Source organism: Asaia sp. W19 (genome assembly GCF_003994335.1).
Taxonomy (GTDB): Bacteria; Pseudomonadota; Alphaproteobacteria; order Acetobacterales; family Acetobacteraceae; genus Asaia.
Window position 1 is genome coordinate 146,792 of record NZ_PNQZ01000013.1, and the last position, 16,151, is coordinate 162,942.

Below are 16,151 nucleotides of genomic sequence, written 5' to 3' on the forward strand. Positions count from 1 at the left end.
GCCCCGGTCCGTCATGAATGTCTCAGTCGCACCCCGCATGGCGGTACAAACCCGCGTTGAGGGACGCAATCCTGGGATCGATTGCCTTCGGGGCCTCTCGATCTTCCTGGTCGTCACTCATCACCTCGCCTTGCGTTTTCCGCTGACAGAAACGGATCTGGTTCACGTCCTGCCCCTGCGCGTATTGCGCATGCTGAACTGGGGCGGGATCAAGGGCGTGACGATCTTTTTCGTCATCTCCGGTTTCCTGATCACGCGCCATATGCTGGAGCGTTCGGCCAGACCGGCCGCCCTTTCTCTACGCGATTTTACCGGGCGACGCGTAGCAAGGCTTCTACCCTGTCTCCTGGCCCTGATCGGGGTTGCCTGCGCACTCGGCGTGCTGGGCGTGCCGAGTTTCGTTCCAGACCACCCGGGTCAGACTCTCTGGGGTGCTGCGTTATCGGCACTCACGATGCATCTGAATGTCTATGAAGCCAGAACAGGCTATCTGCCTGCCTATTGGGATGTCCTCTGGTCGCTCTCGGTCGAGGAACTCTTCTATCTGGGCTTCCCGTTGATCTGCGTGACCCTGGGACGCACGCCGAGGCGTCTTCTTGTCTGCGCCGCCTTGCTTGCTCTTGCCGCTCCCTGGTTCGACTGGTCCTTACGCAATGCCTCGGAAATCTGGCAGGATAAAGCCTATGGACCGGGGATGAGCGCCATCGCGACCGGCATCGTCGCAGCCCTTCTACTGCCGCGTGTACCGGCCTATCCGGGGCTCAATAACGAGAGGACACAGCGCAGGCTGTCCGTGCTTTGCGGCAGTCTGGGCTGCTCTGGGATCGTGCTTTATCTGCTCTGGGGCGCCTCAATCTGGTCAATACTCTCCTGGGTCACTCCCTTGTTCTTCAATACGGCCATCGCGCTCACGCTCTGGGCCTTCGCGCGCGGATGGGGCACTCATGTGACGCTCAGGGGTACGGCGTGGCTCAGGCAGTGGGGACAGCGAAGCTATGAACTCTATCTGAGCCATATGTTCGTGCTGATGCCGGTCATTGCCCTTGCCCATGCAGCAGCCATGTCCATGCGCTGGGCGTGGGTCCTCTATCCGCCCACATTGCTGCTGGTGTTCTGGCTGGGAAGCGCAATCGAGCGCTTTTACTCGAGGCCGCTCGATCTTTATCTGCGGCGCAGGCTGATCGCGCCCCGATGCGGCGCTGGTCCGCAGATAGAGTCCGCCCGCCCGAACGCGGCCGCTATTGCACCCAGACCCGCGAAATCAGCATGTGATTGAGCAGGGAATAATGGTAATTGCCCAGCCGTCTGGAGACGAAATCGACATAACGCATCTGGATGAGCGGAACGAGCGCGCTCTGCTCCATGGCGAGGCTACCTGCCTGCTCCCATAAGCCTCGTGAGCGTTCGGCGTCCAGACCATGCTCAGCCCGGACCATCAATGACTGGAGTTCCGGCTGGCAGAACCCGCTGGCATTGGTCGAAGCCTCGCTATGCGGGCGCGCATTCTCGCATCCGAGCAACGCATCCAGAAAGCTCGAGGGCGACGGGTAATCAGCATACCAATAGGACAGGCTGATCTGGACATGATTGTCCGAATTGCGGGCGTAGCCTTCTGCGGTGGCGGGGGTCATCGGTCGTACGCTGGCCTTAAACCCGAGGCTCTGCAGCATGTTGCGCAAATAAACCCCCATTCCCAGAGCGATGGCCTGATTGGGCACAACCAGCGTCACGCTTTGCCCGGCTCTTCCGCTCTGGCGAATCAGGCTGCGGGCACGGTCGATATCGGGCCCCTTCCATACGCCCTCCGGCGTTGCCTTGCCGAAGCGACAGGGAATATCAGCCCCGGCAACGCCATGCGGGACAATCTGGCACAGGGGTTCAGCAATGGCCGAGCCGCCATAAAGAATGGCCATGGCATGACGGTCCACCGCGTGATTGATCGCCTGACGCACCTCCAGCGAGTCAAAGGGCGGCTCGTGAACATTCAACGCCAGGTAGTAGAGCCCCAGCAGAGGCTGAAGATGGACCTGGCGCGTGTAGCGCGCACCAAGCTCTCCCAGCCGGTCCTGCGGCTTGGCATCGAGCATTGAATCGTACTGCCCCTGCTCGATGGCTGTCACCTCAGCCTCGTCAGACAGGCCGAAATCGTAGACAATGCGATCGACAAAGCCTTCGCTCTGCGCATCCGGATTCCAGACCCGGAAATAGGGATTACGCCCGATTTCCATGCGATGCGACGGGTCATAGGCGGTAATGCGATATGGCCCGGTCCCGGGAATAGGAGTGAGCGCCGATTCAGTTGCGGGCGTTTCTTTCGGCAGGATCACGGCATGCGGAAACGCCAGTTTCTGGAGGAACTCACCATCTGGCTCGACCAGACGGATGGTAATTTTTCTGGTTTCGGGATCAGCGCTGACCCCTTCGAGCGCGCAACGGGCCGGATCGGTCAAACAGGCTTTTGCGCCGAGGATATTGCCGTAAAAGGACAGGGCAGTCGGGCTGCCCACGCGATAGATGCGCTGCAGCGATGCCACGACATCATCGACCGTGACCGGCGCCCCGTTCGAAAAGCGCAGCCCATCGCGCAGGCGAAACACCCAGACAAGTCCATCGGGGCTGATTTCGGGCAGGGTCTCGGCCAAGTCCGGCACGACCTCGAGACCGCCCGTTCCGTCTGCCTGACGATAGGTGACCAGCCCGTCATACATATTCACGAAGAGCTGGATATACTCACTGGTGTAGTTGATCTGCGGATCGAGCGTGCCGCCGGGCGCGTCGGCGGTGAGGCGCAGGGTTCCGCCGCGATGCGGGCTACCCTGCGTGATCCCGTTATCCCGTGATGCGTCGGGCCCAGCCATCGGCACGTCTGCCTGCACCGAGGTGGTACCCCGCGCCTGCGGCTCCGCCCCGGCGCAAGCCACGCCGCAGAGTAGCGCAGCCGATATGGCTGCTCCGATCCCGGCTCTCACAACCGATACCTTGATTGACGGGGCCGGAAACGATCGGTGCGCCTTGGTGTCAAACCGGCCTTACCCCCGATGGGCGAGCTGATGGATACGCGTCACGAGCGCTTCGGTCCCGGCAGTGGCTTCCAGCGTTCCGGCATAACGCCCCTGGGGGTCCATGATCACGATCCGGGGCGACGGCAGATGATAGGCGGTGCCATCATCGGCATGGACCATTTCGTTGGGCGCATGGAATTCCTTCGCGACGCGCTCGATCATGCTGGGCGAACCCGTGAGCGGCACGACATGATCGCCCAGTGGCAGCGCATATTTCTTCAGATCGTCGGACTCATCATGAAGCGGATCGAGCGTGATGGCGAGCGGGGCGAGCTTGATTCCCTCACGCGTCAGGGCGATCTTGGCGTCACTCATGGTCTTCAGCACCGGGCCGCATAATCCCTTGGGGCAATGGGTGTCGAAAAACCAGACCAGAACCCAGCTCCCCCTGAAATCACCCTCGGTGACATTGCCCTCACCCAGCGCCACGAGGCGATAGCTTCCACCGATTTCATTCCCCTGGGTCGAAACGCTCCCACCGAATTTTTCCGACAGGCGGTATCCGCTCCAGCTCAGCGCCAGAGCGAGAATGAGCACAACGATCGCGATACGCGGCGCGGTCCATGTCTTGCGGGGGTTCTTGCTGTTGTTCATTGATTAATGTGCTTCCGCCCAGTTCACGCCAATACCTGTCTCGACCACGAGCGGCACGCTCAGCGTCGCCGCCTGTTCCATTTCGGTGCGGACGAATTCTGCCAGAGCCTCAGCCTGATCCGCCCGAACCTCGAACAGCAATTCGTCATGCACCTGCAGGAGCATTCTGGCGTCGAGCCCGCTCTGTGGCAAGCGGCGTCCCAGCCGCACCATGGCGCGCTTGATGATATCGGCCGCCCCACCCTGAAGAGGCGCGTTGATGGCCTGACGCTCGGCATAGCCACGGCGGGCGCCGTTCTTCTCGTTGATTCCGGGCACATAGCAGCGCCGTCCCAGCGGCGTCGTCACATAGCCATCGCGCTTCGCATCGTCCTTGGTCCGGTCCATATAGTCACGAATTCCAGGATAGCGCGCGAAATACGCGTCGATGTAGCGACGGGCTTCCCCTGCGGGAATACCAAGCTGTCGCGCCAGACCAAAAGCCGAGATACCATAGATGATCCCGAAATTGATGGCTTTGGCGCGACGACGCGTCAGGGAGTCCATTCCCTCAAGCGGAATGTTGAACACCTCGGACGCGGTGCGGGCATGGATGTCCTGCCCCAGCGTAAACGCCTCCTTGAGCGGCCCGATATCGGCCACCTCGGCCAGAAGGCGCAGCTCGATCTGCGAGTAATCGGCCGAGACCAGAACATAGCCCTCCTCCGCAATGAAGGCGCGCCGGATACGACCGCCCTCTTCTGTCCGGATCGGAATATTCTGCAAATTGGGATCGTTGGAAGACAGACGCCCCGTGGTGGTGATCGCCATCTGGAACGATGTATGCACGCGATGCGAGCGCGCATCCATCTGCTGGACCAGCGCATCGGCATAGGTCGATTTGAGCTTGGCGAGCTGACGCCAGGCCAGGATACGCGCGGGCAGGTCATGCCCTGCATCCGCAAGTTCCTGCAACACGGAGGAATCCGTCCCCCAGGCACCGGCTTTGGTCCGCTTGCCCCCGGGCAGATTCATCTCATCAAACAGGATCTCCCCGAGTTGCTTGGGTGAGCCCAGATTGAAGCTCCGCCCGGCGAGCTGATGAATCTCGATTTCCATCTCCGCCATGCGGCTGCCGAAATCGGCCGACATGCGTCGCAATTCGGCGGCGTCGAGCTTGACGCCTGCCTGCTCCATGGCCGCAAGGATGGCAATCAGAGGGCGCTCCATCGTCTCGTAAAGCGCCACGGCCTGACGCTCGCGCAGTTGCGGCTTGAGAACCTGCCACAGGCGCAGCGTCACATCGGCATCTTCCGCAGCGTATTCCGTAGCGCGTGCGATAGGCACCTGCGCGAAAGGCACGCGGTTACGGCCCGTGCCGGTGACGCTGTCATAGCTGATCGGGTCATGGGCCAGATGCAGCCGCGACAGCTCATCCATGCCCTGGCCATGCTCGCCTGCCGACTGGGCATAGGAGATAAGCATGGTGTCATCGACAGGCGTGATCGTGCTGATACCGGCATGACCCAGAACGAGCAGATCATACTTGGCGTTCTGGAAGATCTTGAGCACCGACTCATCCGCCAGAAGCGGACGCAACGCCTCGAGCACCGCCTCGACCTCGAGCTGGCCGCCCGCCGGATGTTCCAGCGTGCCCTCATGACGCAGAGGCACATAGGCCGCCTCACCCGGCGCCACGGCCAGGGAAAGGCCAATCAGCGTGGCCTGACGGGCATTGAGACTATCGGTTTCGGTATCGACCGCCAGATAGCCGGTCTTGCGAGCCTTGCTGATCCAGCCTTCGAGCGCCTCCATTGAGAGGATCGTCTCATAGGGCCCATAGGGCTTGTCGCCCCCGGAGGCAGGCTCAGACGCCGCGTCCGGGTTTTCCTGTGCGGCTTTTACAGGACGCGGCGCGGCGAGCGCTCCCAGCCCCATGCGCTGAATGACGGAATGGAACCCCATTTGCTCGAGAAAGGCGCGCAGCACCGGGCCATCCGGCTCGCGGCAACCCAGGGCCTCTACCGGTTCCGGCAGAGGGACGTCACGCGCCAGCGTGACCAGTCTGAGCGAGATGCGCGCAGCTTCGGCATGATCGATAAGCGATTGCTGGCGCTTGGATTTCTTCATATTCGGCGCAGCAGCCAGAATAGACTCCAGATCGCCGAATTCCTGCACGAGCTGTGCCGCGCCCTTGGGACCGATACCAGGCACCCCTGGCACGTTATCGGTTGGATCGCCCATCAACGCCTGCACATCGATGACCCGGTCCGGCGCCACGCCAAATTTGGCCTCGACTTCGGCCAGCTTGATCGGCTTCTGCTTGATCGGATCGAGCAGGGACACCGCCTCGCTCACGAGCTGCATCAGATCCTTGTCAGAGGAAACAATGGTGCAGCGCCCGCCGCTCTGCTCGATGGCCTCGGCATAGGACGCGATGACGTCATCGGCCTCGTAACCGGGCAATTCGATCATCGGGACGTTGAAAGCCTTGGTCGCATCCCGGATGAGCGGGAATTGCGGGCGCAGATCTTCCGGCGCCTCGGGACGATGGGCCTTGTATTGCGGGTAGATTTCGTTGCGGAACGTATGACGCCCTGCATCGAAGATCACGGCCAGATGCGTGCCGACATGATCGCGCAACAGGCGTTGCAGCATATTGGTAAAGCCGAATACCGCATTGACCGGCACCCCTTCCGGGCTGCTCATGGGCGGCAGGGCATGGAAGGCGCGGAAAATGAAGCCCGAACCATCGACGAGAACGAGATGGGTCTTGCTGCTCATGCGGCATCCGATCGGCGTGAAGGCTGCAATTCTGGCGTCTCCTGTCTGGGCTGGCATCGTGAGGGCCAGTGTGACTCTGTCGTGGCCGGGAGCTGTTTTCCTCCCTCTGGCCAGCGCGTCCCGAGGACGCAATACTGTCCCGATGATACGAGAGTTCCGCCCGCATTCAAACTGCCCCTCTGCGCGGCGGGATCCTCTTTTACCCTGCCCCTCTTTCGCGCGCCTCGCCGTGAGCTCGCTCGTGCTGGCTAAGCTGGGCAAATTTTTAGGCAAAACCCTCCGTCAGAGCGCGCGCCTCCCGGCCCTGCCGTCCCGCTTTGGCTCCAGAGGCCTGCTTTGGATGCTGCCCGCGTTACTGGCGGGCTGCGCTGCCCCGCCGCCCAGACACGCCCCCCAGCCACGTGGACAGGAAGCGGCGCTCATCCCGGCAACTACGACCCTGACCCTGTCCGATGGCGCGCGCGCGCCGCTGCGGATATGGGCTGCGCGCGGCCAGACACGCGCTGTCGTCCTGGCCCTGCACGGGTTTGGCGATAGTCGCGACGCCTGGGAGTTCTCGGCCCCGCAGCTTGCCGATTCAGGGATAGAAACCATTGCCCCGGATGTACGCGGCTTTGGCGAGACAGCGAGCCGTGGCCGATGGAGCAGCACCTCGAGACTGGTCCAGGATGCCCATGAGGAGGCCCGCTGGGCGCAGCTTCAGAACCCCGGTATCCCCCTGTTCGTCATGGGCGAAAGCATGGGGGGAGCGGTGGCCACATTGCTCGCCTCTTCCCCTGCCAGCCAGGGAATAAGCGGTGTCATTCTCATTTCACCCGCCATATGGCGCTTCGACCCGCTCTCGCGCCTTATCCTGAACAGCATGGACTGGATGGCCCCTGACTGGGTGTTCACGGGCGCTCATGTACCGGGAGAGCATATTGCCACCAATAATCTGGCGGCACTGCGTCGGCTCTATTTCGACCCGCTCACGCTTCATGGCTACCGTCTGGACACGCTACGCGGGCTCGTCGATCTGATGGCCGCGGCCGAGGCCGCGGCACCGCGCATTCAAGGCCCGGCGCTGCTGCTCTATGGCGATCTCGACCAGATGATTCCTGCCGCCCCGATGGCCCGGTTCTGGCAGCATCTCCCATCGCACACGCGCAAGGATCTGGTGCCAGGCGGCCATCATCTGCTGCTGCGCGACCGCAACGGGCGCAACGCCACCGCCGATATCGCCTCCTGGATTCTGACCCCGGACCACCTTCTCCCCTCGGGAGGCGACAGCGCCGCCGCGGCGTGGATGGCAGGTGACCCCGGCCATGAGGGCCCGATCTAAGGGCGCGGCATGAAGCGCTCGCCCGACTACGCCTGTCTTGTCTATGGCATCCTCAAGCGGCCCGATCCGCGAATATGCCCGGCGCAGAATTTGGGACTGGCGCGCTCTGGTGAATATGGCTATGAAGCGATCCAGCGGGACCCGTAGCTCAGCTGGATAGAGCGTCGCCCTCCGAAGGCGAAGGTCGAAGGTTCGAATCCTTTCGGGTCCGCCATTTTCTCCCTAAAATTCGCACCACCCAGCACGCCATGCGCAGGTTGCACGCTTGGCGCCCAGTGCGGAACATATGTTTCGGTCGCTCGACGCAGGGAGAGCTTTGCCGCCGATGATCCTGCCCTGCGCCCGTACGGTGTTTTCCTGCCCGGTCGCTGAGTGGCGGTCTGAAACGCTGATACTTTAGATGTGAGCCGTGCTTTCCTGGGTCGTATCAGCGCCAAGCGGTCGCTGACAATGCCGCATCGTCAGTTTGATGCCAGCCGTATGCCCATGCCTCGCATCGAAGAGGCATTTCGGGCGCAATACGTAGAGCGGTAGCGCCCTTCAGCTCTGTCAGGTCCCGCCGCAAGGCGTGGCAGAAACGGCAGGTCAGTTCCTGACGGCAGCCTCGGCCAGGCGGGCGTCGGTTTCACCCTCGCCACCGCTGAGCCCGAGCGCGCCAATCACTGCGCCATCTCGGGTGATGGGGATCCCACCCCCGGCAGGAAGCATGTTCGGAAGCGTTGCGATCATGGACTTTCCCTCATGCAGGGCTTTTTCCATGTCTTCCGTGGGGCGCAGAAACAAGGCTGATGTGCGCGCCTTCATCAAGGCCAGCTCGATACTGCCGAGCTGGGTTCCGTCATCTTTCTTGAAAGCGACGAGATGCCCGGCGGCATCGACGACAGCCACCGCAACACGGACGTTCCGGGCACGGGCCAGTTCCAGCGCGCGATCAATATAAGGAAGGGCGGCATCAAGGCGCATCGGCTTACTTTCGTTTGATCTTCCGGCGGGTTCCTGACCGGCCAGGCAACATAAGGGCAAACATCCCATGCGCCTTATCACTCAATGGCGAGGTTTGTTTCTCTCTCGTTTTGATCTTTCCGGCGATATGTTCCGCAACGCTTCGCAACCCTGACGCCGATAGTCGTGCAGCACTCACCCCCGTTCCCTCTCGCAGGATGCTGAACGCGCGACAGCAAGAACGGTAGCTGACCATCGCCCAATGACCAATGACCGGTCCTGATGAAAAACCCGAATCAGCTTTCCGCATCGCTTCAGTCCTGCCTGATCCATTCCCTTCAAGGCGCACCGGCCGATGCCCCGTGCCGCCCCCACGCTTTTCGAAAGGCTTGGGAGCGCGCTCAGTGGTGAAGAAAGCCCATTCCGGTCTGCAAGGCAGTCCGCGCCAGTTCCGGCCAGAGACTTCCGCCCGCAGGGCCGCCGCCCTGTCCTGACCGTGTCCCACGTTCCGGAGCGGCATCGCCGGACTGGCTGGCACTATCGTCCATGTCCGGCGCGGTGCGCGATACGCAGCCCGCCAGCATTGCAGCGGCTGAGAACAGGATGACTCCCCTCCGGCATCGGCTCGCCAGACACCGCCCCTCTTTCCGTCGCGCAATACCGAGACTTCCGACAATACCCTCGACTACGGAAACCCTGTCCTGGTCTCGTCCTTGCATCGCGCTTCCCGACTGCAGATCCTCTGCCGACGTCATCGTCGATCCCATCCCCCTCCAGGGGGTGGAGGAGGCGGACGACATCCGCGAGGCGGGTGGGGAGGGGCACCATACCCGCCACCGCCAGGTGGCGGCGGGGGTGGCCTGCCTTCTTGCATGTTCGGAGGTGGCCCGCGCCTGTCACGAGGCGGCGGGAGCCGCCTGCAGCGCGCCTCTCCATGGCCGTCGCGCATCTGCGGAGCCGCGTTCGTTCCAGGGGGGGACGCGTTCGGATAGACCTGACCGGTATAGACTGTGCCGCCCTGAGCCCCGATCTGGGCGAAGGCACAGACCGGGACAGCGCCTGAGAGCAGCAGAAGCAAGGCGGATATCTTGACCCGGTGGGGCATAGGCTGAGGCGACCTGACTGAAAGTGATCCTGTCCCTATGACATCCCGATACAGGCCGGACGAGGCACGAAGGGCAAGGGAGTGTAACGAAGCACACCGGAAAGGGCCCTGGCGGTACACCTTCATCAGAACCGAATGAAATACGGTCCCCCGTGCCGCTCGGTAGCGCTGGCATTTTTTTCGCCCGGAGGCATACTCTTGGGGACACAACCAGCCTTTTTTAGAGGCTCGGGAGTAACCGGGAGCAATCCCACGCGACAGTCAAAGGCGACCCGCCCGAGCCCCTCTCAGGCCCGGTGGTCTCGTTTCATCAGGCGGACCATTTCATCAGGATCAGACCAGACAGGATCAGGAACGCAGCGCCACAACGCAAAGGTGTGACAGCCTCGCCAAACAGGACCATACCGACCAGAAACGCCCCGATAGCGCCAATTCCTGTCCAGATCATATAGGCGGTGCCCAGGGGCAGGGTCTTCATCGCCCAGCCAAGCAGGGCAACGCTCACGACCATGCCTGCCAGCGTGATGACGCTCGGCCCCAGACGCGTGAAGCCCGCAGACTGCTTCATGGCAGCGGCCCAGATGATTTCACTCATTCCTGCGAAAAACAGCGCGATCCACGCCATGGCGCTCCTCCATTGATCGGGTTCCGCCGGGCCGTCCCGGTCTTGAAGCTCGCATGGAGGCAGGAGCGTCGTCGCTGCTCGCGCGCCTATAGCCCGAATGGCATGGGGGTTCAAGGCTGTCGCACCATCCTGACGCCAGACGCACGCGCCTCGCTCAGCTCTGCTTCCCGGCAGGCCCCAAAGCCTCCTGCCCCTGTGTACAGAGTGCGCGCAGGATTGCCTCAAAAGCGGTGACCGCCCTGTTTGGCGTAGCCCGGGTCAAAGCCATGGCAATGGTGGCGCGCGGCATAGGGCCGGTGATCGGGTGAAACGAGACTCCTCTGGCATGGATCTGGCTCAGATAGGAAGGCACGATCGCCACGCCCATACCGGCGGCGACCATAGGGATGATGGCCGCCACTTGCGGGGCGTGCTGCCCTAATTGCGGGGAAACGCCCGTCTGCAGGAAGGCGGCAATGATCGTATCGTAAAACCCCGGCCCCAGATGGCGCTCGAATAGGATGAGCGGGTCTCCCGCTATGTCATGCAGGGAGAGTTTGCGTGCCTTGTGCCGGGCATGAGTGGAAGGCAGCACGATCATGGTGGGCTCGTCCATGAGCGGAAGCACGACGATCTGCGGATCGAAAACCGGCGGGCGGATGATCGCGACATCGACCTGACCATTGCGTAACGCCGCGCAAAGCGCTGGCGTGTTGCTCTCCTCAAGCGTCACCTCCACGCCTTTTCGCGCCTGACGGAACCCCTGTATGGCAGCCGGGATCAGAGGATGCAGCGTGACGCCTCCAGCCATGCCGATACGCAGGGAACCTTCATGCCCCTCTGCCAGCCCCCGTGCAAAAGAGCGGAACTCCTCCGACAGGGCGAGAATGGTGCGTGCCCGGTCCAGAAGCTGTTGCCCGGCCTCGGTCAGGGTCACGCCACGACGCGAGCGTTCGAACAGGCGCACGCCCAGATCTTCCTCGAGCCGCTGCACCTGCTGGCTCAAGGGAGGTTGCGCCATATGCAGCCGCTCTGCGGCGAGAGTGAACGTGCCGCTCTCGGCAATCGCAACGAGATAGCGCAGGTGACGAAGCTCCACGGCCATATTCCCCGAGTATGGAAAACCGCTGAACTATATATTTTAAGTCTTCCTCTACAACACCTAGGCTGTCTCGCGAGAAGCAAGGGAGCGAGACCTAATGACCTATACGGTAGGGATGTATCTGGCCGAGAGGCTGACCCAGATCGGCATTGCGCATCATTTTGCCGTCGCGGGAGATTACAATCTCGTCCTGCTGGACGAATTGCTTAAACAGCCAGCGCTCGAACAGGTCTATTGCTGCAATGAGCTCAATTGCGGTTTCGCCGCCGAGGGCTATGCGCGTGCACGCGGCGCTTCGGCCGCCGTGGTCACCTTTGGTGTCGGCACGATATCCGCCATGAACGCCCTCGCCGGCGCCTATGCGGAAAACCTGCCCGTCATCGTGATTGCCGGCGGCCCGAATTCAAATGATCACGGTTCTGGCCATATCCTGCATCATACCCCCGGCACGACGGATCTCGGCTTCGAGTATCGTATGGCGCGTGAAGTCACCTGCGCCGCGGAGATAATCACCGATGCTGCCTCAGCCCCGGCAAAGATCGATCATGTTCTACGCAGGGCTCTGCGTGAGCAGAAGCCTGGGTTCCTGAGCATTGCCTGCAATATTGCCAATGCCCCCTGCCCGCGCCCCGGCGCGGCAGGGTTCCTGCCCCATCTGCGCGACAGTGATCCTGCGAGCCTTACTGCCGCACTTGATGCCTGCGTGGCCTGGCTGGCGGGGAAGGAGAAAGTCGTGCTTCTGGTGGGCAGTCGCCTGCGGGCCGCCGGCGCGCAGCTGGCCGCTATCCATCTGGCGGATGCACTGGAATGCCCGGTTACCATCATGGCAGCCGCCAAGAGCTTCTTTCCCGAAACCCATCCTGGATTTCGTGGATTGTTTTGGGGAGCCGTGAGCGATCCGGGCGCGCAGGAACTGGTCGAGAATGCCGATGCTGTTCTGTGCCTCGCCCCTGTTTTCAACGATTATTCGACTGTAGGGTGGACGGCGTGGCCCAAGGGGCCGCATGTCGCCTGTCTCGATTCCGAGCGCGTCACGGTGGCGGGTCATACCTTCGATCGCGTTGCGCTCGCCCCCTTTCTCGACTCTCTGGCTGCACGGCTGAACAAGCATCCGACCACGCCGCCCGGCGAACCAGCCGCTACTGCCAAACAGCCGCCGCGTTTCTTCGCGCCCCTGCCCGCAGCCCCGGAGGCGCGACTCACCAATGACGAGATGATGCGCCAGATCCAGCTTCTGGTGACGCCTGACACCACGTTGTGCGCCGAGACCGGGGATTCCTGGTTCAACGCCCAGCGCCTTGGCCTGCCGGAAGGCGCACGCGTGGAGTTCGAAATGCAATGGGGGCATATCGGCTGGTCCGTACCGAGTTGCTTCGGCAATGCCATAGGCTCACCCGAGCGTCGTCATCTTCTGATGGTGGGTGACGGGTCCTTTCAGCTGACCGCGCAGGAAGTCTCGCAGATGGTGCGAGAGAAACTGCCTGTGATCATCTTCCTGATCAATAATCGGGGATATGTCATTGAAATTGCCATCCATGACGGGCCTTATAATTACATCAAGAACTGGGATTACGCGGGCTTGATGGAGGTATTCAATGCGGGAGAGGGCCACGGTCTTGGATTGCATGCCGCAACAGGCGCCGAACTCGAGGCAGCCATTCAGCGCGCCTGCGCGAATACACAAGGCCCTACCCTTATCGAATGCAGCCTCGAGCGCGACGACTGTACCCAGACGCTCAGACAATGGGGGAAGGTCGTCGCCCGGACGAATGCCCGCCCGCCACACATCTCTTGACGCCTCGCGCTGACCGCACCCTCAGACCCATTGAAACGAGGCGCCCAAGCGTCTCCATCCGGAAAGATACCATGATCATCTCTGCGCCTACCGATTATCGTGAAGCGGCCAGGCGGGCCCTCCCCCGCTTTCTGTTCGATTACATCGATGGCGGGGCCGTAACGGAACAGACGATGCGCGCGAATTGCGACGCGCTCCAGGCCATACGGTTCAGGCAAAAGGTTCTGGTTGGTGCGGGCGCTCCCCGGCTCGACACCACCCTTATGGGGTCTCGTTGGGCGGCGCCCTTTGCCCTCGGGCCGGTCGGCGCAACCGGCATGTATGCGCGGCGGGGCGAGGTTCAGGCAGCGCGGGCTGCGGCGCGGGCGGGCGTTCCCTATGCCCTCTCCACGGTTTCTGTCTGCGCCATCGAGGAAGTCGCCCGACATGCCTCCGGACAGCTCTGGTCCCAACTCTATGTCCTCAAAGACCGGGGCTACATGAAAAATGCACTTGAACGCGCCTGGCAGGCTGGCATGAAAACGCTGGTTTTCACGGTCGATATGCCCACGCCGGGCTCGCGCTATCGCGACAGACATTCAGGCATGTCCGGTCCCTATGCCTCCTTGCGCCAATATCTGCAGGCGCTGCAGCATCCGCGCTGGGCGCTGGATGTCGGGCTGAGAGGGCGTCCGCTCTCTTTCGGCAATATAGAAGCCTATACGGGTCGCCCGATGTCGATGACCGATTACATGGGTTTTCTCAGCTCGAATTTCGATCCGACCATACGCTGGCAGGACCTCGAATGGATACGCGAGAGCTGGAAGGGCAAACTCGTCATCAAGGGCATCCTCGACCCGGATGATGCGCGCGATGCGCTGCGCATGGGGGCCGATGGTCTTATCGTCTCCAACCATGGCGGCCGTCAGCTCGACGGCGCCCCCCCGACAGCGGAAGTCCTCCCTGCCATCGTCGAGGCGGTGGGCGACCGGCTCACCGTTCTGGCCGATTCTGGCATACGTTCGGGACTGGATGTCGCACGCATGATCGCGCTCGGTGCACAGGGCGTGCTTTTGGGTCGCTCCTATATCTACGCGCTTGCGGCCGAGGGGCAAAAAGGCGTGCAGCGCCTCATGGCCCTGATCGCCGCCGATCTTAAGGTGACCATGACACTGATCGGCGCTGGCTCGATCAAGGACATCACGCAGGACAAGATCGCCCATTTCCAGCGCGAATATAGCCCCCACTCCGGTAGTCCGGCAACGAAGGGTGAGACACGAGAACCAACTCCCGCGCCACGCAAGACACGATCCCGCCAGAATGCGTCGGCGAAAGGCTGAGCAAAGGCGCTTGGCTCCCGAACCTTCTCACGGAGTCAACGCCACACACTGGAGAATAAGGGGAAACACGAGACTTGGCCCCCTTTCGGCCCTCCCTGCGCCGCCATGCGATGAAACCTGGTCACTCTGCCTTCAAACCGCGCAAGGGAGCCAAGGCATCCCCCTGATACGACACCTCGTGAACCCCGCCGCACGCGGGGTGACGCAGAGGACATGGCGTGCAACCGAAACGCGCAGCCATCGCTAAAGACAGGCGAGAATGATTGCCTGAGTGTCCAGCGAAAGCCCGCATGAAGAGGCACTTCCCTTTCTCTGGCGGTTATTCCCGGAGATGATTTTTGTGACGGAGATACTCATGGAAGAGCCAGTCCTGCGGGCCGTTCTGGTGGGTTTCGGCTATGTCAGCCGCACCTTTCACGCCCCTTTCCTATCCACGCTGCCGCAATGGCATCTGCACGGTATCGTTTCACGACACGGCATTCCGTCCAACAGCGCGCCTGCGACGTGCCAGATCTATACCGATCCAGAGACAGCCTTCGCCGATCCGGATGTTGATCTGGTCGTGATTGCCACCCCCAATGACACCCACTTCCCGCTTGCCTGCGCCGCCCTGCGCGCCGGGAAACATGTGGTTCTTGAAAAGCCTTTCGCGTTGTCTCTCGATGAAGCCCGGGAGATCATCGCGACCGCAGAGCAGCATGACAGACATCTCTGCGTTTTTCACAATCGCCGCTGGGACAGCGACTACCTGAGCATTCGTGCTGCCATCGCGGACGGAACGATCGGTCGCGTCACACATTTCGAGTCCACCATTGACCGGTTTCGCCCCCTCGTCCGGGATCGCTGGCGCGAGAGCAACGCCAGGGGCGCAGGCGTGCTCTATGATATCGGCCCGCATCTGATTGATCAGGCCCTCCAGATTTTCGGGTTACCCGAACAGGTCTACGCCTCGCTCGCCCTGCAACGGGACAACGCCCAGAGCGATGACTGGGCCCATATCCTGCTGGAATACGGTGCGACACGCGTCATCCTGCATACCGGCTCCCTGGCGGCAGAGGCTGCGCCGCGCTTTGTCGTCCACGGTACTGGCGGTACTCTGATCAAGAGGCTGGCTGATCCCCAGGAGGCACAGCTTCGCGAAGGCATGATCCCGGGGCACGCCGGGTGGGGCGAAGACCCGGATGCGACGGAAATATATCTGGCCGAAAGTGAGAGCCGCCCGAGCCCGGCGCTGAAAGGCGACCAGCGAGAGCTTTACCGCCAGCTGGCTCGGGCACTGACCGGAAAAGCAGGTAATCCGATCAGACCTGTCGAAGCTCTGGCCGTCATGGCCGTGATCGAGGCCGCGGTCCAATCGGCTCATGAAAAACGTGCTGTGCCGCTCGCGCTGAGCCCGGAGGAAAAACGGCACTGGCACGACCAAGCCAGTGCGCAGGCGGGCTACCCCACCCCGCCGCCCAAGGCTGGCCCGCAGGAATGAATGGCTGCGCACCGGCCCGCACCGGCCCTGCTCCGCCGGATCTATCGGCGCAGCGAGGAGGCGT

The 16,151-nt window shown here is 62.2% G+C and carries 12 protein-coding genes and 1 tRNA gene; 6 read left to right on the top strand and 7 right to left on the bottom strand.

The window, feature by feature from the left end; all coding sequences use genetic code 11:
- The first annotated feature begins 13 nt into the window (after positions 1–13).
- Positions 14–1,276, top strand: a complete 1,263-nt coding sequence (locus tag C0V97_RS02285; RefSeq protein ID WP_127100311.1) for an acyltransferase — start codon at positions 14–16, stop codon at positions 1,274–1,276.
- Here C0V97_RS02285 and C0V97_RS02290 read toward each other — a convergent pair.
- From C0V97_RS02290 to polA, 3 genes are read right to left on the bottom strand one after another with little or no spacing between them, the layout of a single operon-like run.
- The gene (locus tag C0V97_RS02290; RefSeq protein ID WP_233581919.1) at positions 1,239–2,969 is read right to left on the bottom strand and encodes an ABC transporter substrate-binding protein; all 1,731 of its coding nucleotides are present in this window, start codon (positions 2,967–2,969) and stop codon (positions 1,239–1,241) included. The two genes, C0V97_RS02285 and C0V97_RS02290, sit on opposite strands and share 38 nt — an antisense overlap.
- A 60-nt stretch (positions 2,970–3,029) precedes the next feature.
- On the bottom strand, positions 3,030–3,656 hold the full coding sequence (locus tag C0V97_RS02295; RefSeq protein WP_127100313.1) for an SCO family protein: 627 nt from the start codon (positions 3,654–3,656) through the stop codon (positions 3,030–3,032).
- 3 nt (positions 3,657–3,659) lie between these two features.
- Complete coding sequence (gene polA, locus C0V97_RS02300; protein WP_127100315.1) at positions 3,660–6,419, bottom strand: DNA polymerase I; 2,760 nt, start codon at positions 6,417–6,419, stop codon at positions 3,660–3,662.
- A 340-nt stretch (positions 6,420–6,759) separates the two neighbouring features.
- Between polA and C0V97_RS02305 the strand changes: the two genes are divergently transcribed.
- Entirely contained in the window at positions 6,760–7,740 is a 981-nt protein-coding gene (locus C0V97_RS02305) for an alpha/beta fold hydrolase (protein WP_127100317.1), read from the top strand.
- A gap of 137 nt (positions 7,741–7,877) precedes the next feature.
- Positions 7,878–7,954: transfer RNA gene (locus tag C0V97_RS02310), tRNA-Arg, on the top strand.
- 371 nt (positions 7,955–8,325) lie between these two features.
- Here C0V97_RS02310 and C0V97_RS02315 read toward each other — a convergent pair.
- The 4 genes from C0V97_RS02315 to C0V97_RS02335 form a co-directional block, all read right to left on the bottom strand.
- The gene (locus tag C0V97_RS02315; RefSeq protein ID WP_127100319.1) at positions 8,326–8,703 is read right to left on the bottom strand and encodes a heme-binding protein; all 378 of its coding nucleotides are present in this window, start codon (positions 8,701–8,703) and stop codon (positions 8,326–8,328) included.
- A 380-nt stretch (positions 8,704–9,083) separates the two neighbouring features.
- The gene (locus tag C0V97_RS02320; protein ID WP_127100321.1) at positions 9,084–9,437 is read right to left on the bottom strand and encodes a hypothetical protein; all 354 of its coding nucleotides are present in this window, start codon (positions 9,435–9,437) and stop codon (positions 9,084–9,086) included.
- Positions 9,438–10,097: 660 nt separating this feature from the next.
- Positions 10,098–10,412 carry a multidrug efflux SMR transporter gene (locus C0V97_RS02330; RefSeq protein WP_127100325.1) on the bottom strand — a complete coding sequence of 105 codons (315 nt, stop codon included), beginning with the start codon at positions 10,410–10,412 and terminating at the stop codon, positions 10,098–10,100.
- A 154-nt stretch (positions 10,413–10,566) separates the two neighbouring features.
- Positions 10,567–11,490, bottom strand: coding sequence for a LysR family transcriptional regulator (locus C0V97_RS02335; protein WP_127100328.1), 924 nt, complete (start codon positions 11,488–11,490; stop codon positions 10,567–10,569).
- Between the two features lie 100 nt (positions 11,491–11,590).
- On the opposite strand from C0V97_RS02335, the gene C0V97_RS02340 reads away from it, so the two are divergent.
- The 3 genes from C0V97_RS02340 to C0V97_RS02350 all read left to right on the top strand — a co-directional run bounded on the left by C0V97_RS02340 (position 11,591) and on the right by C0V97_RS02350 (position 16,087).
- On the top strand, positions 11,591–13,288 hold the full coding sequence (locus C0V97_RS02340; RefSeq protein ID WP_127100330.1) for an alpha-keto acid decarboxylase family protein: 1,698 nt from the start codon (positions 11,591–11,593) through the stop codon (positions 13,286–13,288).
- Between the two features lie 71 nt (positions 13,289–13,359).
- Positions 13,360–14,607, top strand: a complete 1,248-nt coding sequence (gene lldD / locus C0V97_RS02345; protein WP_127100332.1) for an FMN-dependent L-lactate dehydrogenase LldD — start codon at positions 13,360–13,362, stop codon at positions 14,605–14,607.
- 271 nt (positions 14,608–14,878) lie between these two features.
- On the top strand, positions 14,879–16,087 hold the full coding sequence (locus tag C0V97_RS02350; protein WP_233581921.1) for an oxidoreductase: 1,209 nt from the start codon (positions 14,879–14,881) through the stop codon (positions 16,085–16,087).
- The last annotated feature ends 64 nt before the right edge of the window (positions 16,088–16,151 follow it).

What these genes read in the sequence shown, in the direction of transcription:
- C0V97_RS02315 (WP_127100319.1), bottom strand. Translation starts at nt 8,703, where the DNA reads ATGCGCCTTGATGCCGCCCTTCCTTATATTGATCGCGCGCTGGAACTG.
- lldD (WP_127100332.1), top strand. Translation starts at nt 13,360, where the DNA reads ATGATCATCTCTGCGCCTACCGATTATCGTGAAGCGGCCAGGCGGGCC.
- C0V97_RS02320 (WP_127100321.1), bottom strand. Translation starts at nt 9,437, where the DNA reads ATGACGTCGGCAGAGGATCTGCAGTCGGGAAGCGCGATGCAAGGACGA.
- polA (WP_127100315.1), bottom strand. Translation starts at nt 6,419, where the DNA reads ATGAGCAGCAAGACCCATCTCGTTCTCGTCGATGGTTCGGGCTTCATT.
- C0V97_RS02285 (WP_127100311.1), top strand. Translation starts at nt 14, where the DNA reads ATGAATGTCTCAGTCGCACCCCGCATGGCGGTACAAACCCGCGTTGAG.
- C0V97_RS02330 (WP_127100325.1), bottom strand. Translation starts at nt 10,412, where the DNA reads ATGGCGTGGATCGCGCTGTTTTTCGCAGGAATGAGTGAAATCATCTGG.
- C0V97_RS02305 (WP_127100317.1), top strand. Translation starts at nt 6,760, where the DNA reads ATGCTGCCCGCGTTACTGGCGGGCTGCGCTGCCCCGCCGCCCAGACAC.
- C0V97_RS02340 (WP_127100330.1), top strand. Translation starts at nt 11,591, where the DNA reads ATGACCTATACGGTAGGGATGTATCTGGCCGAGAGGCTGACCCAGATC.
- C0V97_RS02295 (WP_127100313.1), bottom strand. Translation starts at nt 3,656, where the DNA reads ATGAACAACAGCAAGAACCCCCGCAAGACATGGACCGCGCCGCGTATC.